Origin of the sequence: Mycobacterium sp. UM_CSW (assembly GCF_000455205.1) — a bacterium.
Classification (GTDB): Bacteria; Actinomycetota; Actinomycetes; order Mycobacteriales; family Mycobacteriaceae; genus Mycobacterium.
Window position 1 is genome coordinate 1 of the sequence record NZ_AUWQ01000115.1, and the last position, 19,872, is coordinate 19,872.

16 protein-coding genes and 1 pseudogene are annotated in these 19,872 nt (G+C 67.9%); 7 read left to right on the plus strand and 10 right to left on the minus strand.

The window, feature by feature from the left end; all coding sequences use genetic code 11:
- On the minus strand, positions 1–441 hold a 441-nt coding region (locus N415_RS27520), incomplete at its 3' end, for a glyceraldehyde 3-phosphate dehydrogenase NAD-binding domain-containing protein (protein WP_239645722.1).
- Positions 442–708: 267 nt separating this feature from the next.
- On the opposite strand from N415_RS27520, the gene N415_RS27525 reads away from it, so the two are divergent.
- Positions 709–1,437: a beta-xylosidase gene (locus N415_RS27525; RefSeq protein WP_068188591.1), complete on the plus strand. Its 729-nt coding sequence runs from the start codon at positions 709–711 to the stop codon at positions 1,435–1,437.
- A 67-nt stretch (positions 1,438–1,504) separates the two neighbouring features.
- Here N415_RS27525 and N415_RS27530 read toward each other — a convergent pair whose 3' ends face one another.
- Positions 1,505–2,365, minus strand: a complete 861-nt coding sequence (locus N415_RS27530) for a L,D-transpeptidase (RefSeq protein ID WP_081665561.1) — start codon at positions 2,363–2,365, stop codon at positions 1,505–1,507.
- Between the two features lie 342 nt (positions 2,366–2,707).
- Here N415_RS27530 and N415_RS27535 point away from each other — a divergent pair, with 342 nt between their 5' ends.
- Positions 2,708–4,357, plus strand: a complete 1,650-nt coding sequence (locus tag N415_RS27535; protein WP_068188593.1) for a thiamine pyrophosphate-binding protein — start codon at positions 2,708–2,710, stop codon at positions 4,355–4,357.
- 12 nt (positions 4,358–4,369) lie between these two features.
- On the opposite strand, the gene N415_RS27540 is transcribed toward N415_RS27535, so the two are convergent.
- Positions 4,370–6,094 carry a DUF3556 domain-containing protein gene (locus tag N415_RS27540; RefSeq protein WP_068188596.1) on the minus strand — a complete coding sequence of 575 codons (1,725 nt, stop codon included), beginning with the start codon at positions 6,092–6,094 and terminating at the stop codon, positions 4,370–4,372.
- Positions 6,095–6,165: 71 nt separating this feature from the next.
- Entirely contained in the window at positions 6,166–6,585 is a 420-nt protein-coding gene (locus tag N415_RS27545) for a hypothetical protein (protein ID WP_068188599.1), read from the minus strand.
- Positions 6,586–6,844: 259 nt separating this feature from the next.
- Here N415_RS27545 and N415_RS27550 point away from each other — a divergent pair, with 259 nt between their 5' ends.
- The 4 genes from N415_RS27550 (at position 6,845) to N415_RS27565 (ending at position 11,484) form a co-directional block, all read left to right on the plus strand.
- Positions 6,845–7,585: a 1-acyl-sn-glycerol-3-phosphate acyltransferase gene (locus N415_RS27550; protein WP_152531613.1), complete on the plus strand. Its 741-nt coding sequence runs from the start codon at positions 6,845–6,847 to the stop codon at positions 7,583–7,585.
- 3 nt (positions 7,586–7,588) lie between these two features.
- Positions 7,589–9,232 carry an acyl-CoA ligase FadD12 gene (gene fadD12 / locus N415_RS27555; RefSeq protein ID WP_068188605.1) on the plus strand — a complete coding sequence of 548 codons (1,644 nt, stop codon included), beginning with the start codon at positions 7,589–7,591 and terminating at the stop codon, positions 9,230–9,232.
- Complete coding sequence (locus tag N415_RS27560) at positions 9,232–10,500, plus strand: alpha/beta hydrolase (RefSeq protein WP_068188607.1); 1,269 nt, start codon at positions 9,232–9,234, stop codon at positions 10,498–10,500. The genes fadD12 and N415_RS27560 overlap by 1 nt, the downstream gene beginning before the upstream one ends.
- A 138-nt stretch (positions 10,501–10,638) precedes the next feature.
- On the plus strand, positions 10,639–11,484 hold the full coding sequence (locus N415_RS27565) for a DUF559 domain-containing protein (protein WP_068188610.1): 846 nt from the start codon (positions 10,639–10,641) through the stop codon (positions 11,482–11,484).
- Positions 11,485–11,548: 64 nt separating this feature from the next.
- On the opposite strand, the gene N415_RS27570 is transcribed toward N415_RS27565, so the two are convergent.
- Genes N415_RS27570 through uvrC form a run of 5 tightly spaced genes read right to left on the minus strand, consistent with a single transcriptional unit; the run spans position 11,549 to position 17,808 of the window.
- Complete coding sequence (locus tag N415_RS27570; RefSeq protein WP_068188638.1) at positions 11,549–12,946, minus strand: wax ester/triacylglycerol synthase family O-acyltransferase; 1,398 nt, start codon at positions 12,944–12,946, stop codon at positions 11,549–11,551.
- Between the two features lie 50 nt (positions 12,947–12,996).
- Positions 12,997–13,974, minus strand: coding sequence for a DNA-binding protein WhiA (gene whiA, locus N415_RS27575; protein WP_068100736.1), 978 nt, complete (start codon positions 13,972–13,974; stop codon positions 12,997–12,999).
- Entirely contained in the window at positions 13,971–14,996 is a 1,026-nt protein-coding gene (locus N415_RS27580) for a YvcK family protein (protein ID WP_068126439.1), read from the minus strand. Before N415_RS27580 ends, whiA begins: the two co-directional genes overlap by 4 nt.
- Positions 14,993–15,868 (minus strand): RNase adapter RapZ, encoded by an 876-nt coding sequence (gene rapZ / locus N415_RS27585; RefSeq protein WP_068188613.1) that lies wholly within the window; start codon positions 15,866–15,868, stop codon positions 14,993–14,995. The genes N415_RS27580 and rapZ overlap by 4 nt, the downstream gene beginning before the upstream one ends.
- Positions 15,865–17,808, minus strand: a complete 1,944-nt coding sequence (uvrC, locus tag N415_RS27590; RefSeq protein WP_068188617.1) for an excinuclease ABC subunit UvrC — start codon at positions 17,806–17,808, stop codon at positions 15,865–15,867. Before uvrC ends, rapZ begins: the two co-directional genes overlap by 4 nt.
- A gap of 1,157 nt (positions 17,809–18,965) precedes the next feature.
- Here uvrC and N415_RS33035 point away from each other — a divergent pair.
- Positions 18,966–19,136 (plus strand): annotated as a pseudogene (locus N415_RS33035) (enoyl-CoA hydratase); the annotation flags it as partial.
- A 73-nt stretch (positions 19,137–19,209) separates the two neighbouring features.
- Here the strand turns inward: N415_RS33035 and N415_RS27595 are convergent.
- Positions 19,210–19,842, minus strand: coding sequence for a hypothetical protein (locus N415_RS27595; RefSeq protein ID WP_068188641.1), 633 nt, complete (start codon positions 19,840–19,842; stop codon positions 19,210–19,212).
- Between the last annotated feature and the right edge of the window lie 30 nt (positions 19,843–19,872).

Consider the following 19,872-nt stretch of genomic DNA (forward strand, 5'->3'; position numbering starts at 1 on the left):
GTCGTACTTGTCGTCGTTGACGCCCAACACGATGGTGATGTCGGGATCGGTGGCCGGCGCGGAGATGATCACCTTCTTGGCCCCGGCGTCCAAATGGCCCTTGGCCTTGGCCGCGTTGGTGAACAGCCCGGTGGATTCCACCACCACGTCCACGCCCAGGTCGCTCCACGGCATCGCCGCGGGACCCTCGCGCACCTCGAGCGCCTTGATCCGGCGAGTGCCCACCACGATGGTGTCCTCGCCCTCCAGGCTCACGTCATCGGGCAACCGACCCAATATCGAGTCGAATTTGAGTAAATGCGCCAACGTGGCGTTATCGGTGATGTCATTGACGGCCACCACCTCGACATCGGCCGTCCCCTGCTCCTGCTGGGCCAGCAACGCCCGGTAGAAATTGCGTCCGATTCGGCCGAAGCCGTTGATACCCACTCGGACCGTCACTTGATCTCTCCCTGTCTTCTGATGTCTTCGGCGAGTCCGCTGATTAAGCGCTCGCCGTCAGCCTAGATCAGTGACGCGCACCACCGCTTGCCGGTCACAGCGAACAGCCGCGGTAACCGGAGCATGTCTGGTTCGTATCGGTTCGATAAGCCCCGGAATCGTCGCGTGTCCAATAGCACCAGGGGGTCATACATTCGACACGGCTGCGGGACAGCTATGCGGTTCTGCTGCCGCATTTGATAGCGAACGCTAAAGGAGTCGACGTTGATGACGGGCTTTGATCGGTTCAACATCACAGTTGGTGCCATCGCTGGGCTGTGTGGGGCCGCCATAGCGTTGAGCCCGGATGCGGCAGCCACCCCGCTGAAGACCGGCGGCTACGCGTGCATCCAGGGTCAGTCCGGCGAGGTCGGCGCTCCGGCAGCCGGCGGGCCGGCGGGCGCCGCCGGACCACTGGCCGCGGGCGCGCCGCTGGCCGGCGCACCCGAAGCGGGCGGCACACCGGTGAGCGGTCCGGGAGGCGGCGCGCCGGCACCCGGCGGGCCGGCACCGGCCGCCACCGTATGCACGTCCAGCGCCCCGCTCACCGACATGTCCGGCGTACCGATCGTGGCGCCCGGGCCGGTCCCGGTTGTCCCGGCGGGCGCCCCGCTGATCGCTCTCGGGCCGCCGGTGCCGGTCGGTGCGCCGGTCCCGGTCGGTGCGCCGGTCCCAGTCGGTGCCCCCGTGCCCGTCGGCGCCCCGGTGCCGGTGGGCGCTCCGGTCCCAGTGGGTGCCCCGATCCCGGTGGGTGCCCCGATCCCGGTGGGTGCGCCGATCCCGGTGGTGCCCGTCGGCGCTCCGCTGATTGCGCTCGCCGGTGGTCCGCTGGATGTCGCGGCGCCGGCCGCTCCGATCATCGACATGTCCGGGACCGGCAAGGGCGCGCCGACCGGTCCGGCGCCCGCCGGCGGCCCGACGCCCGGCCAGCCGACCGCGCCCGGGCCCGCGCGCTGACGCGGATCCCCTTCCCAGTTACGAAAGAACCCGCCGGGCTTGGGCCCGGCGGGTTCTTTGTCATCTGTCAGCTGGGTGGGGCCTCCCACAGCAGCGGCGGCTGCGGCCGTGGCGGCGGCTGGCGCCGTGGCGAGTCCTCCACGATCACCGGGTCGCCGACGTGGACGGTGTTGTAGTACCACTCGGCGTCCTCGGGGCTCAGGCTGATGCAGCCGTGGCTGACATTCTCCAGGCCCATCGCGTTGACGGCCCACGGGGCCGAATGGACGAAGAGGCCGTGGCCGGTGATGCGCACGGCATAGTCCACCGGGATCCGGTATCCGTCGGGGTCGTCGACGGGGATGCCGACGCTGCTCGAGTCCATGACCACCGTGCGGTCCTTGGACAGGACGGTGTAGGAGCCGACCGGAGTCGGGTACTCGGGCCTGCCCATCGAGGCCGGCAGCACGCCCGACTCCCCCCAGTGGGGACGGTGGTGCGGCGCCGGCAGCGGCCCCGACTCGACGCCGTCAACGGTCACCGTGAAGGTGTGGTCGGCGATGTTGGCGGTCCCGACGACGGCGGGACCCGTGGCGAATTCGGTGGGCCGTCCGCCCACCGAGAGCGCGACCGTGGTGTGCGCCGGCCAGTAGTGGTCGGGAACCCACTGCACGACCTCGTTGTCGAGCCATTCGAACTTCCCCGTCATCGGAGGGGCCGATGTGACCCGGACGGCGCGCTCGGCCGCGCGCCGGTTGGTTACGGGGGTGCTGAACGTCACCACCACGGGGTGCGCCACCCCGACCACCTCGCCACGCGCGGGTGACACCGACGCGACGGCGGAGCCATCCGGCTGGGTGGCCGCGGCCAGGCGGATGTCGGTCGGCCCGGTGGCCACACTCGCAGCGACAGCGCTCACCGCAAGAACACACCGAACGACCGCTCGCATGGCTCCAGTCCCTGTTTAACTGACATGGTTGTAATAGCCATGGTACGGGCGTCGAGAACAGCGGAAGTGCAAGGGCGCGTTAGCGATTCGATCAAGCCTGAGTCACGTTTCGGCCACGGCGAGAGCAATCCTCGCCTGCCGCCAACCTCCCCTGTGGACGAACGACCGCTCGATGGTTGTCACTTGCTAGCACTGAGCGCACTGAAAGTCGCGATTGAAGATCGACATCGCGACCTATGGGTCGAGCGCCTCGATCGACGGCTTGTGCGACGGGTCCGACGGCATCGTGGTCGATCCGGATCAGAACTACGTAACATATCGCCACTACTCAAGGGGCTCCTCATGGCTGAAACCGTCATTCAATACGTATTGCGGCGGCTCAAGGAGATTGGCGTCGACGACGTCTTCGGAGTCGCCGGGGATTACGCGTTTCCCGTCAACGATGCGATCGTCGAGGATCCGGCACTGAACTGGATCTCGTGCTGTAACGAGCTCAATGCCGCCTATGCCGCGGATGGGTACGCCCGGATGCGCGGCGTCGCCGCGCTGTGCACCACCTTCGGGGTCGGCGAACTCGCGGCGATGAGCGGCGTGGCGGGTGCCTACGCCGAGCATCTCTCGGTGTTTCATCTGGTCGGCACACCGAACTCGGCGACGCAGGAGGGCCGCGCGCTGGCGCACCACACGCTGGGCAACGGCGAATTCGACGTGTTCCACAAGATGGCCGAGCCGATTGTGTGTGCCAGCGCGGCCATGACGCCGCAGAACGCAGCGGCGGAGACAGAGCGGCTGATCGCGGCGGCGTTCTACCATCGACGCCCGGTCTACATGGCGATTCCCAGCGACGTCGCCCACACGCCCGTTCTGGCAGGCGCCCCGTCGGTGAGCGCGCCGGCCAGCGACCCCGCGTCGCTGGCGGCGGTCGCCGACGCAGTGGCCGCAGCGCTGAACAACGCCGGGCAGGCATGCGTGCTGCCAGGAATCCTGCTGCGCCGCCTCGGTCTGCAGACTGCTGCGACGGCGTTCGTCGACGCGGCGGGCTTACCGTTTGCGACGATGTTCGCCGACAAGTCGGTGCTGGGGGAAGACCACCCCAACTACATCGGCATGTACGTTGGACGGCTCATGGGCGAGCCGGTCCGCGCCTTCGTCGAGTCGTGCGACGTAGTGATCATGCTCGGCGCCAAGCTGACCGACGGCAACGCCGCCGGCGGCACCGTCCGACTTGACCCGGCCAATGTCATCACCATCGACCATCACTCCACCACTATCGGCCGCACCGTATACCGCAACGTGGAGATCGCCGACATCCTCGGGGAGCTGCCGCGGCGTATCACCAAACGTGCTGAACCGCCGGCCATCGCACCGGAGACGCTGGGCCCGTTAGTGGGAGGCGGCGAGGACCCGATCACTGCTGACGCCCTCTACCCCCGCTGGGCCGACTTCTTCCGGCCGGATGACGTCATCATCACGGACACCGGGACGTCATCGCTGGGTTTGGCGTTGGCGCGACTGCCTCAAGGAGCGGAGTTTCACAACCAAACCCTATGGGCATCGATCGGATGGGCGACCCCGGCGGCATTCGGTGCGGCGAAGGGGACCCGGGGTCGGCGGCTGATCCTGATCACCGGAGAGGGCTCGCACCAGATGACCGCCCAGGAGATCAGCCAGCTCGGACGCCATGGCCTGCGTCCGATTGTCTTCGTGCTCAACAACTCCGGCTATCTCAGCGAGCGCATGCTGTGCAAGGACATGGCCCTGGCTTACAACGACATCGCTGCCTGGAGCTATGTGGAGCTGCCGCACGCCCTGGGCTGCCAGGGCTGGTTCACCGCGCGCGTGAGCAGCTGCGGCATGCTCGACGACGCGCTGAAGACGGCCGGGCAAGCCGACGGCGCCGCCTACATCGAGGTGATCACCGACGCCTACGAGGCCCCACCGATGTACAAAAAGCTCCACGAGAACGTCGCATCCTTCTACAACGTCCGCTAGGTGCACCCACAATCAGTGGGTGGCGCGTTGCGCGGTGACGTGGACGGGGAACTCGTCACCGGGCTCGGGCCACGGCTGGCGGCTCAGCATGTCCGCGACCTCGACGTAACCGGCCTCGATCACCCCGGCCTTGGCGTCGAGGATGCGGTACCACTGCTTTTGGATGTGGATCGGTTGGCCCTCGAGCACGATGACTCGGACGTCGCCCTCCTCGAACCGGCAGCGCCGTTGCACCGCCTCGAGCAGCTGCTCGTTGTGCAGGTGGCCTTCGCCGAAGTTCCAGCCGACCAACGGCCCGGCGACGACTTCGCCCTCGCGGATGCTGTATTCGGCTTCGTTGGCCTCTCCCCCCAAGGCGCGGGGCAACAGGCCGTTGAGCGCCCGGCCGTGCGTGTGCATCGCCCGGAACGCCGCCACCTTGTCCGACATCACCTCGGCGGTCCCGGCGCCGTACAGCTTGGCCAGCTGATTCACCACGAGCGCAGAGCTTTTCACGATGTCGGCTTCGATCTTGTCCTCGGCGCCGGCGCGGAAGCACCAGATGCTGGTGGCCCAGTTGCCCGCGTAGTAGCGCATCGCGGGCAGAAACGAAATCTTTTCGGGGAACATGTTTCCCGCGATCACCACGGCCACCGCGGCAAGGATGAGGGCGAGCAGCAGCGGGGACCGAAGGTCGGTGGCGCGGATCGCGCCGTAATGCCCGAACAGATAGAACAGCGAGAAGATGAAAAACACGTTCCACTCCAACGGAACTCCCATCGGGAGGTTGGAAATGATGTTGAGGTGGAAGATCACCATGAACCCGATCAGGAACCACCGCCATGGCTGATCGCCGGCTACGAACACCAGAACCGTCGGAACCACGAATTCCGCCGTGGTGCCGCCGACGTGAGCCATCATCTTCGGCAACCACGAGGGCCGCAGGTCGTTGACGTGGTCGAGGTACAGCGCGTGCTTGAACGGGCTGAACAGCCTGGGCCGCAGCAGCGCGTTGTTGCTCGTCATCACCGACACGACGTACGGAAAGTGGTGGTTGAGCTTGGATGTCGCCGCCCCCCACCACAGGCACAGCATGATGAGCTTGTAGGCCGCGATCTGGTCGGTGAACGGGAAGAAGAACACGAACAGCTTCAGCCAATAGTGTTCGCCGCGGGCCGCGAGGAAGATGGTCTTGTCACGCAGACCCAGCACGGCCAGCGCCATGATCGTGGGCAGCACCCGGACGGGGTCGATCAGCGGGCCGGGCGCCAGCAGCGCCCACACACCGCCGGCCAGCACGACGGCATAGAGGGCGACGTCGACGACGGTGCGGGTATCCCCGCGGGTGAACGGCACCTTACCCGGCCACGCCGGCAACCGAATCGTGTTGGGCCGCAACCAATATAGGAATCCACCGACCGGCGGCATGAACCGCCCGGTTAGCGGGCCGGACCCGCAGCCGAGGCCCAGCACCTCGAACAGCAGCGTGAAGACGATGAACTTCTGGTAGACGATCGGCTGCGTCCACCACTCGCCGATGCGGACCAGCCCGCCCAGGCCGGGGGTCAGCGAGATGATCACCGCCGGGATCGCGACGTACAAGGCGATCTTGAACAGGTACAGCAGATAGACGGCATACGGGGTCCCGAAACCATGTTCGGCCCAGTGCCGGGTCACGATCTGCAGTCGCGCTGCCCGTGGCCGCGCCAACCATGTGTCGGGGTCGACGTCCGGAAGTTCCGGTGACATGAATCCCATGGGCGGCCTCATTCCTGTCGCAGATGAAACCAGCTGACACTCAGCGTGATTGAGCCGCTGCAGCCTAGGCCCTAACGGACGGCGACCCCGCTACGGGGCGGAAATCGACGCTGCAGCTTCTCGATCAGCCCGTCGAGGGTTTTGCGTTCCTGCTCCTCGAGGCGCGCCATGCGGCGAACGCTGGAGGCGCCTTCGACATCGCCGATGGCTTCCGCGGTCACGATCGCCTTCTGGTACTCCGCGAGCCGGTGCTCGAGGTGGCGACGGTTCTGCACGAGCACCCGGCGGAAGTACTCGGCCTGGCGGCGATCCGCGGTCGCGGCCGCCGCGACCGGCGACTCCGCCCGCACCGCCGGTTGGCGGACGTTGACCGGGCCGGGGCGGACCGCGCTGCTGCGCGGCTGGCGCCCGCGGCGGTCGCGAATGCTATTGGAACTGTGCCCAGCGACCGAGCGAGTGCCGCGCTCGTCGGACAAACCGGCGACGTCCATCTTCGCCTCTTTTCGCTGGGCAGGGTCATTGGCCACGTAACAATAGCCCCCTCATCGGACCGGCGCCATAGGCATTGGCACTGGATACCTCTGTTGCAGGTTGGCTCAAACCGTCCCGGGGGTATTCGGTCGCTACCATCATGGGACTCGACGCGGCGGTGCGGCCGCGCCGGCAGCTCAAGGGAGAAATGTGACCGACACTGACAGCGAAGAGATCGAGGACATCGACAAGTTCGATCCCGGTCTGACCCAGCGCGTAATGGGCGTGATGCGGCCCTTCCTGAAGACCTATTTTCGGTCCGAGGTGCGCGGCTTGGATTCATTCCCGCCCGGCGGGGCGCTGGTGGTCGGCAACCACTCCGGCGGCATGTTCCCCATGGACGTGCCGATTTTCAGCGTCCACTTCTACGAAAAGTTCGGCTACGACCGGCCGGTCTACACGCTGAGCCACGACATCCTGATGACCGGCCCCACCGGGCAATTCTTCCGGCGCACCGGCTACATCCGCGCCAACAGGGAGAACGCGGCCAAGGCCCTGCGGTCCGGCGGCGTCGTGGTCGTCTTCCCCGGCGGTGACTACGACGCCTACCGGCCCACGCTCTCGGAGAACGTCATCGACTTCAACGGCCGCAAGGGATACGTCAGCACGGCGATCGACGCCGGCGTGCCCATCGTTCCTGCGGTGTCCATCGGCGGGCAGGAAACCCAGCTCTACCTCTCCCGCGGCACGTGGCTCGCCGAGCGGCTGGGCGTGAAACGCCTGCTGCGCAGCGCGATCCTGCCGCTGTCGTTCGGCTTCCCGTTCGGGTTCAGCGCCGTGATCCCGCCCAACGTGCCGCTGCCCACCAAGATCGTGACGCAGGTGCTCGAACCGATCGACATCGCCGCGCAGTTCGGCGACGACCCGGACGTCGATGAGGTCGACGAGCACGTGCGGTCGGTGATGCAGCAGGCCCTGCGCGACCTCGCCGCCAAGCGCCGTTTCCCGATCCTGGGCTGAGCCATGGCATCTCGAATAGACGAGGCCCTCGGCATTTTTGGGACGCTACGGCGCGCCGGGATGATCGCGCCGATGCGCCCCGACCGCTACCTCAAGATCGCCGCGGCGATGCGCCGCGAAGGCATGGGCATGACCGTGGGCTTCGCCGGCGCGGCGCAGCGCTGCCCGGACCGTCCCGGCCTGATCGACGAGCTCGGCACGCTGACCTGGCGGCAGCTCGACGAGCGGATCAACGCGCTGGCCGCCGCCCTGCAGGGATTGCCCGCGGGGCCTCCCAAGGTGGTCGGGATCATGTGCCGCAACCACCGCGGCTTCGTCGAGGCCGTGGTGGCCGTCAGCCGGATCGGCTCCGACGTGGTGCTGCTCAACACGTCATTCGCCGGGCCGGCGCTGGCCGAGGTGGTCGGCCGCGAGGGCGTCGACGCCGTCATCTACGACGAAGAGTTCACCGAGACGGTGGACCGGGCGCTGGCCGAGAAGCCCGACGCCACCCGCATCGTCGCGTGGACCAGCGGGCAGCACGAATTGACGGTGGAGAAACTCATCACCGACCACGTCGGACTGGGGGCACCTCCCGCTCGCGGGGGACAGCCTCGGCGCGGCAGCCGCAAGGGCCGGATGATCCTGCTCACCTCGGGCACCACCGGAACTCCCAAGGGCGCCAACCAAACCGGCGGCAACGCGGGGATCGGCACGCTCAAGGCCATCCTGGACCGCACGCCGTGGCGGGCCGAGGAAAACATCGTGATCGTGGCCCCGATGTTCCACGCCTGGGGCTTCTCGCAATTGATCTTCGCCGCGTCGATGGCCTGCACGATCATCACCCGGCGCAAGTTCGATCCGGAGGCCACCCTCGACCTCATCGACCGGCACCAAGCGACCGGCCTGGCCGTCGTGCCGGTGATGTTCGACCGGATCATGGAACTGCCGCCCGAGGTGCGAAACCGCTACAGCTGCAAGTCATTACGGTTCGCCGCTGCCTCCGGTTCCCGGATGCGACCCGACGTCGTCACCGCGTTCATGGACCAGTTCGGCGACGTGATCTACAACAACTACAACGCTACCGAGGCCGGCATGATCGCCACCGCCACCCCGGCCGACCTGCGGGCGGCGCCGGACACCGCGGGTAAGCCGGCGGGCGGAACCGAAATCCGCATCCTGGACAAGGAATTCAACGAACTGCCCACCGGCGAGGTCGGCACCATCTACGTCCGCAACGACACCCAGTTCGAGGGCTACACCTCCGGCACCACCAAAGACTTCCACGCCGGATTCATGTCGTCGGGCGACGTCGGATACCTCGACGACGCCGGGCGCCTGTTCGTCGTCGGGCGCGACGACGAGATGATCGTCTCCGGCGGCGAGAACGTCTACCCGATCGAGGTGGAGAAGATCCTGGCGGCGCACCCCGAGGTCGCCGAGGCGGCGGTCATCGGCGTGGACGACGAGCAGTACGGGCAGCGGCTGGCGGCCTTCGTGGTGCTGGCCCCGGGCGCGTCCGCCACGGTCGACACGCTCAAGCAACACGTGCGCGAAAACCTGGCCAACTACAAGGTGCCCCGCGAGATCGCCATCCTCGACGAGCTACCCCGTGGCAGCACCGGCAAGATCCTGCGCAACGAGCTGCTGTCCCGGGTCGGCGGCTGATGCGGCTCGCCCGGACGCTGCGAAAGCCACGGCCATTGGCGCGCGCCGCGGTCGAACTTGCCAACGCCGCCAACGGATTACGGCCGCTGGCCCGCAAGGGCTACAGCACCGTCCTGGTGTTCTGGTTCGGCTGGCCGACGTCGGAGGTGCCCGGGGTGTACTTCACCGCCTCGCTGGTGGACGCGCTGCGCCGCGGGCGCCGCGGCGACTTCGCCGGGCGCCGCGGCAAGGCCGCGCTGGCGCTGACGGCCGCGTCCTGGGCCATCCTGGGTGTGATCAAGTATCGCGGCGTCACCACGCCGGGCCCCGTGCTGGAGGCGGGCCTGCGCGAACAACTGGGGCACGACTACGCCGAGGCGCTGGAGGCGCTGCCGCACACGAAGCCCACCCGCAGCGGGCGGCGCAGCCTGCCCCTGGGCAACACCGTGGCCCGCCGGCGCTACGTCGAGAAGACGAACGTGGTGTCCTACGGCCCGCACGGCCGCGCCAACCTGGCCGACATCTGGCGCCGCCGCGACCTGCCGCGCGACGCCAAGGCTCCGGTCCTGCTGCAGGTGCCCGGCGGCGCGTGGGTGATCGGAATGCGCCGCCCGCAGGCCTACCCGCTGATGAGCCACCTGGCCGCCCGCGGCTGGGTGTGCGTGTCGATCGGCTATCGGGTGTCACCCGTGCACACCTGGCCCGACCACATCGTCGACGTCAAACGGGCGCTGGCCTGGGTCAAGGAGAACATCGCGCGGTTCGGCGGGGACCCGGACTTCGTCGCGATCACCGGCGGCTCCGCCGGTGGGCACCTGTCCGCGCTGGCGGCGCTGACGCCCAACGACCCGCAATTCCAGCCGGGCTTCGAGGAAGCCGACACCTCGGTGACCGCCGCGGTTCCGGTGTACGGGCGCTACGACTGGTTTTCCACCGAGGGCGAGGGCCGCCCGGAGTTCGTCGCGCTGCTCGAAAAGTACGTCGTCAAAAGGAAATTCGCGACACACCGGCACATCTACACCGACGCCTCGCCGATCTGCAAGCTGCGCGACGACGCGCCGCCGTTTTTCATCCTGCACGGCCACGACGACTCCCTGATCCCGGTCGGCGAGGCGAAGGAGTTCGCCGAGGAGTTGCGCGCGGTGTCGAAGTCCCCCGTTGCCTATGCCGAATTGCCGCACGCCCAACACGCTTTCGACATCTTCAGCTCCCCGCGGGCGCACAAGTCGGCGGAGGCCGTCGCGCAATTCCTGTCCTGGGTGTACGCGAAGCATCCGCCCCGACGGTAACTAGGGCGTCTACCTCACCCGCGGCGAGCGTCACGCCAGCGCGGCGCTGGCACGCGAGCGTCACGCTGGCGTGACTGCTTGTGGATAGACCGCCCCTACTGACCTGACGCTCGTTGCTGTTTATGCGACGCTGCCGCGATGGCGGAGCCATTCATCGGCAGTGAGGCCGTCGCGAACGGAGAAATTGTCAAGAGTGCGTTGCGAACGCACTACACGAAGTTGCTTCGCGATGTTTATGTCAACCCTGGCGCGGAGCTGACTCCGCTGGTTCGCGCCCGGGCGGGATGGCTGTGGTCGCGCCGGCGAGGCATTGTGGCGGGGCTTTCGGCTGCCGCTGTTCATGGTGCCGAATGGGTGGACGTCACCGCGCCGCTTGAGCTTCTGCATGGCAACCGAAACCCGTTGCCGGGATTGCGGATCCACAGTGACCGCATAGAAGACGATGAAGTCATGCTGATCGGTGGTGTACCCGTGACGACGCCGGCCCGGACTGCCGTCGACTTGGGATGTTGGTATCCGATAGACGACGCCCTAGCCGCGATCGACGATCTGCTGCGCGCGACCGACGCAAAGGTGGCTCAGGTTCAGCTGCTCGTCGAACGGTATCCGCGCCGACGCGGAATTCAGTCGGCGCGGAACGCGATCAGTCTGGCTGACGCCGGCGCGCAGTCGCCGAGGGAAACGTGGCTGCGACTGTTGCTGATCCGGGCTGGCTTGCCCCGACCACAAACGCAGATCCCGGTTAGTGACGAGTTCGGCGAGACAACTTACTACCTCGACATGGGCTGGGAGGACTTGAAGGTCGCTGCCGAGTACGACGGCGAGCAACATCGGCGGAATCGCCGGCAGTACACGTGGGATATCAGACGGCGCGAAACGCTCGAGCGCTTGGGCTGGATCGTCATTCGAGTCGTCGTGGGCGATCGGCCCGCCGAGATCATCACCCGGGTACGAGCCGCCCTGGCGAGGCGAACGTCACGCTAGCGTGACCGCCGATGACGAGCGTCACGCTAGCGCGGCGCTCGCTCAAAGAGAAGCGCAGGCCGGTCTAGCCGATCACTCCCGCGGCCGCGGCCTTCTCCAGCTCGGTCAGCGCCCGCTCGATGGCGCGGGCCATCTCGTGGATGTCATTGGCGACTTCGGGGGTGGTGACAAAGCCGAAGTCCAAGTAGTTCTCGTAGGAGAAGCAAGTGATGTTCAGGGCGATGTCCATGACGGGCGGGCCGAGCGGCACCAGCGACTCCAATTTGGCGCCCGCCATGTACAGCGGCATCGGCGGACCCGGGACATTGGATACGACGAGGTTGACGGGGGCCAGGTTGCGCGAGAGTCCGGTAGCGGTGTAGGCGCGGGCGGCCAGCTGCAGCAATCCCGGCGGCGTGGTCTCGGTAAGGCCCATGATCTGGTGTGCGGACAGCGCCTTGGCCATCCCTTTGGCGCTCTGAGTGCTGTCGTGGATGGCCATCAGCCGATCAGCGGGGTCTTCGATGTTGGTGGCCAGCGACGCGGTCATCGAGCTGATCTTGTTGCCGATGTCGCTCTTGCTTTCGTCGGTGCGCGTCGAGACCGGGATCTGCGCGATGAGCGGTTTGGCGGGCAATTCGTCGTGCTTCAGCAAGTACGTTCGGGCGGCCCCGGCCACGAGCGCCAGCACCACGTCGTTGAGCTTGACGCCGAAAGCGTCCTTGACGGCCTTGGCGCGGTCCAGCTCCACGCGGCAGCCGGTGATCCGCCGGTGCGGCGACACCGGTGCGTTGAAGCGCGTCTTGGGCGCTTCGAAGTAGCGCGGCGGCTTGCTGCTGACGCCCAGCGCGGCGACCTGCTGACGCAGCGTCTGCTCCACCAGCCGGGCGATGCGGAAGGGCGTCTTGACGCCGACGTTGATCAGCGCGCCGATCGCGCGCCGCTCCAGCCCCGGAAGCTGGAATCCCACCAGCGACCCGACCGTCTCCGTTTGCGGCGGACGGGGTTCGGGCGTGACGTCGAGCAGGATTTCGCCGAGTCCGGCGCCCGAGACTCCGTCGACAATCGCGTGGTGCATCTTGGTCAGGGTCGCGACCCGATTGCCCTTGACGTTCTCGATGACCCAGAGCTCCCACAACGGTCGGGAACGGTCGAGCTTGTAGGACATCAGCCGACCCACCAGCTCGTCGACCTCGCGCCTGCCGCCCGGGGCCGGAACGGCGATGCGACGGATGTGGAAGTCGACATCGAGCTCTTCGTCCTCGACGAACCACGGCCGGTCCAGCCCGAGGGGCGCGCCGGTGACCCGCCACCGCAGCTGCGGCAGCTCGGGCAGCCGCTCGATGATCAGCTCGCGGACGCGTTCAAAGCTGTATTCGGGGGCATCGGTCAGATCGCAGATCGCCAGCGCACCCACATGCATGTGCCAGCCCGCGGTCTCCGCAGACCAAAACGCCGCATCGACACTCGAAAGCCGCTTCATGCGATGACCGTAGCCCTCCCCGACCGTCACGCCCAGCAATTTGCTGCTAGTTAAGCATCCTCCAGCAAATCGGGCGTCACCGCCGACTCGGTGTCGGGGATGCCTTCGACCTTCGCCTTGCGGTCGGCCATCGACAGCAGGCGCCGAATACGCCCGGCCACAGCGTCTTTCGTCATCGGCGGGTCGGCCAGGCGGCCCAGCTCCTCCAGCGACGCCTGCCGGTGCTCGACGCGCAGCCGGCCCGCCGACGCCAGATGGTCCGGGACGCTGTCGCCGAGGATCTCCAGCGCGCGCTCAACCCGGGCGGCCGCCGCGACCGCCGCCCGCGCCGACCGGCGCAGGTTGGCGTCGTCGAAGTTGGCCAGGCGGTTGGCCGTCGCGCGGACCTCGCGGCGCATCCGCCGTTCCTCCCAGACCAGCCGGGTGTCCTGGGCCCCCATGCGGGTCAGCAGGGCGCCGATCGCCTCGCCGTCGCGCACCACCACCCGGTCCGCGCCGCGCACCTCGCGCGCCTTCGCACTGACCCCGAGCCGGCGCGCGGCACCGACCAGCGCCAGCGCGGCCTCCGGGCCGGGGCAGCTGACCTCGAGGGCCGACGAACGTCCCGGCTCGGTCAGCGACCCGTGCGCCAAAAAAGCGCCCCGCCACGCGGCCTCGGCGTCGGCGACGCTGCCGCCGACCACCTGGGCCGGCAACCCGCGGACCGGACGCCCCCGCATGTCGAGCAGGCCCGTCTGGCGCGCCAGCGCCTCGCCGTCGTTGGCCACCCGCAGCACGTACCGGGTGCTCTTGCGAATCCCGCTGGCGGACAACACATGCACGACGGCGTTGTACCCGTAGAGCTCGAAGATGTCCTTGCGTAGCCGGCGCGCGACGTTACCCAGGTCCACCTCGGCCTCGACGACCACCCGGCCGCCGACGATGTGCAGCCCCCCGGCGAACCTCAGCAGGGACGTGACCTCCGCGCGCCGCGCGCTGACGGATTTCACCACCAAGCGGCTCAGCTCGTCCTTGACTTCGGTCGTCATCGCCACGCGTCGTCACCCCTCGTCTCAACTTCGACCGGCAGCTGCGTGGTGGTCCGATCCAAAGGGGCTCCTCGACCTTTGTGACCCGCTCGGACCCCGTCCAGCGCCGCGGCGAGCTTGCCCGGGTCATGTAAAGGTGTACCAGGTCGGGCCACGTCAGCGAAGTGGACCTCGGCTTCCAGCAGCGTCGCGGTGCGGCGCAGTTGCTCGCGTTCGCGTTCGCTGGGCACCCGTTCGGCGTCGATGATGATGTCGTGCACGGTGAACCCGGGTGCGTGCTGGACCAGCACGTGCAGGTGGCGCTCCACCGAGAAGCCGGCCGTCTCCCCCGGCTCGGCCACCAGGTTGAGCACCAGCGCGCGCCGGGCGGTGGTGGCCCGCAGCGCCGTCGCCAGCCCCGGGACCAGCACGTGCGGGATCACGCTGGTGAACCACGACCCGGGTCCCAGCACCACCAGGTCCGCGGCCATGATCGCGTCGACGGCCTGCCGGGTCGCCGGCGGATCGGGCGGCAGCAGCCGCACCCGCCGCACCTTGCCGGGTGTGGTCGCGATCGCCACCTGGCCGCGGATCAGCCGGAATATCCGGGGATCGGCCTCCAGGCCGGACACGTCGGCCTCGATCTGCAGCGCGATCGGGCACATCGGCAACACCCGGCCCTTGACGCCGAGGATGCGGCCCAGTTCGTCCAGGGCGGCGACGGGGTCGGCCAGCACCTCGGACAGGCCGGCCAGCAGCAGGTTGCCGATCGGGTGCCCGGCCAGGGCGCCGGTGCCGCCGAATCGGTGCTGCAGGATGGTCGCCCACAGCCGGCCATACGGGCTGTCAGATGCCAACGCCGCCAACGCCATTCGCAGGTCGCCGGGCGGGATCACGTCCAGTTCGCTGCGCAGCCGGCCGGACGAGCCGCCGTCGTCGGCGACCGTGACCACGGCGGTGACGTAGGGGGTCAGCCGGCGCGCGGCGGACAGCGTCGCGTACAGGCCGTGCCCGCCCCCCAGCGCAACGATGCCTTCATTCATTCGCGACCCAGATCCCGATGCAGCACCCGCACCGTCAGCTGCGGGTTACCCCCCAGCCGCTGCATCAATGCCTCGGCGATCGCGACGCTGCGATGCTTGCCGCCGGTGCAGCCGATGGCGACCGTCATGTAGCGCTTGCCCTCCCGGCGGTAGCCGTCGACAACCAGGTTTAGCAATCGATGGTAAGCGTCGAGGAACTCTCCCGCGCCCGGCTGGTCCAATACGTAGTCGCGCACCGCGGGGTGCTGGCCGGTGAGTGGGCGCAGATCGTCCACCCAGTGCGGGTTGGGCAGGAACCGGACGTCCATCACCATGTCGGCGTCCATCGGTAGGCCGTACTTGAAGCCGAACGATTCGACGGTGACGGCCGTGGACGCGCCGGTGTCGCCGCCGAACGCGCGCTCGATGCTCTCCCGCAGGCCCCGAACCGACAGCGTCGACGTGTCGATGATCAGGTCGGCGGTGGCGCGGACCGGGGCCAGCATCCTGCGCTCGGCGGCGATACCCTCGGCCAGCGTCTGGTCGCCCTGCAGCGGGTGGCTACGCCGGTTCTGCTCGTAGCGGCGCACCAGCATGTCATCGGACGCCTCCATGAACACCACGCGCGGGCTGATGTTGCGGGTGGCCAACTCGTTGCGCACCTCGTCGAGGTCGCCCGTGAAGCCGCGCGACCGCACGTCCATCACCACCGCCAGCTGAGTGATGCGCGAACCCGCGGCCAACCCGAAATCCACCATGCGCGTGATAAGCTGGGGCGGCAGGTTGTCGGCGACATACCAGCCGAGGTCCTCGAGCACTTTGGCCGCGGTGCCCCGCCCGGCCCCCGACAACCCCGTCACCAGTACGACGTCGATGCCGGCCTGACTGGTCACTGCGCGCCCTCGGGCTGTTCGGGTTTCAGCGCCTCGAGGACGGCCGTGGCCGTGGCCACGCCGATGCCCGGGACGGCGGTGATCTGGTCGACGGTGGCCTCCTTGAGGCGGGCTATCGATCCGAAATGCGTTACCAGCGCCTTGCGGCGATGCTCTCCCAATCCTGGCACCGAGTCCAGCGCTGACGCGGTCATTCGCTTGGATCGCTTGCTGCGATGGTAGGTGATGGCGAACCGGTGCGCCTCGTCACGCACGCGCTGCAACAGGTAGAGGCCCTCGCTGTTGCGGGGCATGATGATCGGGTCCGGCTCCGAGGGCACCCAGATCTCTTCGAGCCGCTTGGCCAGGCCGATCACCGCGACGTCGGTGATGCCGAGCTCGTCGAGCACGGCGCTGGCCGCGTTGACCTGTGGCGCGCCGCCGTCCACGACGTACAGGTTGGGCGGATAGGCGAAGCGACGCGACTTGCCTTCGGCGGAAAGCATATTGGGGTCCTGCTGTTCGGAGAGGTGCCGCGCGAAGCGGCGGCGGGTCACCTCGGCGATCGATGCGACGTCGTCGGAGCGTCCCTGCCCGGCCGCCTCCCGGATCCCGAAGTGGCGGTAGTCGGACTTGCGGGGCAGGCCGTCCTCGAACACCACCAGCGAGCCCACCACGTCGGTGCCCTGCACGTGGCTGATGTCGACGCATTCGATGCGCAGCGGCGCGTCGGCCAGGCCGAGCGCGTCCTGAATGTTCTGCAGCGCGGCGGATCTCGCGTTGAAGTCGCCGGCGCGCTTCAGCTTGTGTTGTTGCAGCGCCTCTTTCGCGTTGCGCTGCACGGTCTCGGCCAACGCGCGCTTGTCGCCGCGCCGCGGCACCCTCAAGGTCACGCGCGAGCCGCGCAGGCCGGACAGCCACGCGGTCAGCTCCTCGGAGTTCGACGGCAGGCACGGCACCAGCACCTCGCGGGGCACCGGGTTGGCGGCCTCGTCGGCGGAGCCGCCCAGCTCGGCCTGTTCGCCGTAGAACTGCGTCAGGAACTGCTCGACCAGCCGCTCCTCGCCGGATTCGCCGGGGCCGCCGGACTTTTCGACGATCCAGCCGCGCTGGCCGCGGACCCGCCCGCCGCGCACGTGAAACACCTGCACCGCCGCTTCCAGCTCGTCGTCGGCGAAGGCGACCACGTCGGCGTCGGTGCCGTCGCCGAGCACCACGGCCTGCTTTTCCATGGCCCGCTTCAAGGCGCCCAGGTCGTCCCGCAGCCGCGCGGCCCGTTCGAAGTCGAGTTGCTCGGCCGCGGCGTTCATCTCGTGTTCCAGGTCGCGGGCGAAGCGGTCGGTCTTGCCGGACAGGAAGTCGCAGAAGTCCTCGACGATCTGGCGGTGCTGCTCGGCGCTGACCCTGCCGATGCACGGCGCCGAGCACTTGTCGATGTAGCCGAGCAGGCATGGCCGGTCGATCTGCTTGTGCCGCTTGAACACTCCGGCCGAGCAGGTGCGCGCCGGGAACACCCGGGTGAGCAGGTCCAGCGTCTCCCGGATCGCCCACGCGTGTGAGTAGGGGCCGAAGTAGCGGACACCCTTGCGCCGCGGGCCGCGATACACCATCAGCCGCGGGAACTCCTCGTTGAGGGTGACGGCCAGCACCGGGTAGGACTTGTCGTCGCGGTAGCGGACGTTGAAGCGCGGATCGAATTCCTTGATCCAGTTGTATTCGAGCTGCAGCGCCTCGACTTCGGTGTTGACCACCGTCCACTCGACCTTGGCCGCGGTGGTCACCATCTGTCGGGTTCGCGGGTGCAGGGCGGCGATGTCCTGGAAGTAGGACGTCAGCCTGCTGCGCAGGCTCTTGGCCTTGCCGACGTAGATGACGCGCCCGTGCACGTCCCGGAAGCGGTAGACGCCGGGCTCGACCGGGATGGACCCGGGCGCGGGGCGGTACGTTGCGGGATCTGGCACGTACCCAGGCTAGTAGGCCGGTAGGACGGCGGTGCCTCGTCGGCGTCGGGTGTCGACGGCCCGGTTTGTGCCACGGAGGCTTGCGCGTCGTCCACCGCGTAACACTTCACCGAAGTCCAGCGATGTTGCCCGTAGCTGTGGGGATGGAGGCATGCCATGGGCGGGCGACGCATCGAGGTGCACGGAGTTCAACCGCGCCCATGTTGGGAACATAAGCGAGGCGCCCAATGAATAAAATTTGGCTCGTTCCGATAATGGTGTCGGGTGTGATTCTTATTTTCCCAGGCCCGAGGGCCCATGCCGGCCTGTGTGATTATCCCGCTGTCCTGACCGGGGCCAACGTTTTCTTTGCCCAGGGCGCTTATTGTGATTGGCCCACCGAAATCAATGGATCGCATTTGCACTGTGAGGCAGGGGGCCTGGCTGTCGACGCCGGCGCGGCTATTGCCGGCGGTTCCACTCTCGGCCTTGGCGGTCCGGGTGCCGGCGGTGTCAGTTGCACATGGCGGTGCCCCGACAACAGCATGGCACCGGCACCAAATCCCCCTGGCGCATGGAAGTGGTACATGGTTCCCGTTCCGAATGCGTGCAAAGACCACATGGAACCGGCTGGATTTGCCAGCGCACCCGTTCTTCCCGGTGAGGGCATGCCAGTTCCGGCCCCACCTCCCGCGGCGGTAGGAGAACCGCCGGGAGGACCGGTATTGCCGCCGCAGACACCGCAAACAGACCTTCCGTAATCCCTTCGAAACGGCGGTGGGTCATCCGGGCCGGGTGGTGCGGGGCCCAAAGTAACTGGGCTGCCCCGCTTTTCGGGTTATGAGAGCTTCGTATCTTCCAAGAATGCCCGTGCCGTCGAGCAGCTGTGGGTCCCGGCGGCCCCAGAGGGTTCAACGTGTAGGCGGCTGCCGCATTCGCAACGTCAAACACCAGTCGCGGCTTCGGAGGATGTGCCTCTGTGCCCGCCTCAGAGCGACAACCGGCCCCGGCGGCCGCGAGAAGTGTCGCTCTGAGGCGGGCAAATTGTGGGCCGGCCGCAAGAGAGACGGGTATCAGATCGCTACTGGCGCAGCGGGCACGCCGCAGCGAATTTGCCGGCTAGACCCGGATGGTGCGGATAACGTCAAGGTCGTGGGCACGACGACTGAAACCAAGGGCCGCAAATGTGCCTGCGCTCGGACCGCCTGTCGATGCTCTACCAATGGGGTCAAAGCGAGGCCGAGGCCATGGATTTCGAGTTCGACAGTCTGTCGCGTTCGGCATCCGAATTGCAGTCAGGCGCGAAGCGGTTCGTGGACGGTGCGGGCCGACACGGCTCTAGAGTGTGATACTCCGCGGCCGGAAGCGAGCAAGTGTTCGAACATGTGTTCGCATACGACGACCGCCCGGCGAGTTTTCGACTCAGGCGGTCCGTCGGTCGATCTGCGCCCGGCGTTTCGATGCCCAGTCCTTCATCGGAAATCCGGGCTTGCTGTCACAGGCCGACAGCATCAGAGCCACCCGCGGTAACACCGCCAGCCCGTAGTCACACGTCCACTTCGGATGGGTCATCGTCCAGACCAGGACACCGTCGTCGGTGGTGCCGAAGAAACTGAGCCGCATCGGCGGATACACCCCGGTGGGCGACGCACCGACCGCGTCGCCGTGGCATTTGGCTATGGCGGCGAAGCCCTTTGACACCACGTCGTGGGCCTTCATGGCCTTGTCGTAGACGTCGACCGATTCGGCGTAAAGCGCCGGGCCACCGAAACGGTAGGCGGACTCGGCGTGCTCCGCCGAGCCGGGAGGCAGCAGCGGGGAACCCTTGAACAGCAAGGCCGCCGAGCATTCCGGTGGTCGGGCGCTGGTGAAGTAGTTGTCGCCCACCGGGGTCGCCGTCGCCGAGCCGAACGGGGTGGAATCGCCGTCAGCCAACAGCAGCTCGCGCGCCGAGATGGACAGGTGGGCATTCGCGGGGACGCCGGGTTGGCCGGGCGCCCGCACCGCTCGACCCGCCACCGAGGTTGCGCAACCGCCCACCATCACCGCGGCCATGACCAGCGCGGATGCCGCCCACAGATGACG

Bases quoted from the DNA above. Each gene is read 5' to 3' on its own strand.
- N415_RS27525 (WP_068188591.1), top strand. From the start codon at position 709: ATGACGGGCTTTGATCGGTTCAACATCACAGTTGGTGCCATCGCTGGG.
- N415_RS27530 (WP_081665561.1), bottom strand. From the start codon at position 2,365: ATGCGAGCGGTCGTTCGGTGTGTTCTTGCGGTGAGCGCTGTCGCTGCG.
- N415_RS27535 (WP_068188593.1), top strand. From the start codon at position 2,708: ATGGCTGAAACCGTCATTCAATACGTATTGCGGCGGCTCAAGGAGATT.
- N415_RS27540 (WP_068188596.1), bottom strand. From the start codon at position 6,094: ATGGGATTCATGTCACCGGAACTTCCGGACGTCGACCCCGACACATGG.
- N415_RS27545 (WP_068188599.1), bottom strand. From the start codon at position 6,585: ATGGACGTCGCCGGTTTGTCCGACGAGCGCGGCACTCGCTCGGTCGCT.
- N415_RS27550 (WP_152531613.1), top strand. From the start codon at position 6,845: ATGGGCGTGATGCGGCCCTTCCTGAAGACCTATTTTCGGTCCGAGGTG.
- fadD12 (WP_068188605.1), top strand. From the start codon at position 7,589: ATGGCATCTCGAATAGACGAGGCCCTCGGCATTTTTGGGACGCTACGG.
- N415_RS27560 (WP_068188607.1), top strand. From the start codon at position 9,232: ATGCGGCTCGCCCGGACGCTGCGAAAGCCACGGCCATTGGCGCGCGCC.
- N415_RS27565 (WP_068188610.1), top strand. From the start codon at position 10,639: ATGGCGGAGCCATTCATCGGCAGTGAGGCCGTCGCGAACGGAGAAATT.
- N415_RS27570 (WP_068188638.1), bottom strand. From the start codon at position 12,946: ATGAAGCGGCTTTCGAGTGTCGATGCGGCGTTTTGGTCTGCGGAGACC.
- whiA (WP_068100736.1), bottom strand. From the start codon at position 13,974: ATGACGACCGAAGTCAAGGACGAGCTGAGCCGCTTGGTGGTGAAATCC.
- N415_RS27580 (WP_068126439.1), bottom strand. From the start codon at position 14,996: ATGAATGAAGGCATCGTTGCGCTGGGGGGCGGGCACGGCCTGTACGCG.
- N415_RS27595 (WP_068188641.1), bottom strand. From the start codon at position 19,842: ATGGCCGCGGTGATGGTGGGCGGTTGCGCAACCTCGGTGGCGGGTCGA.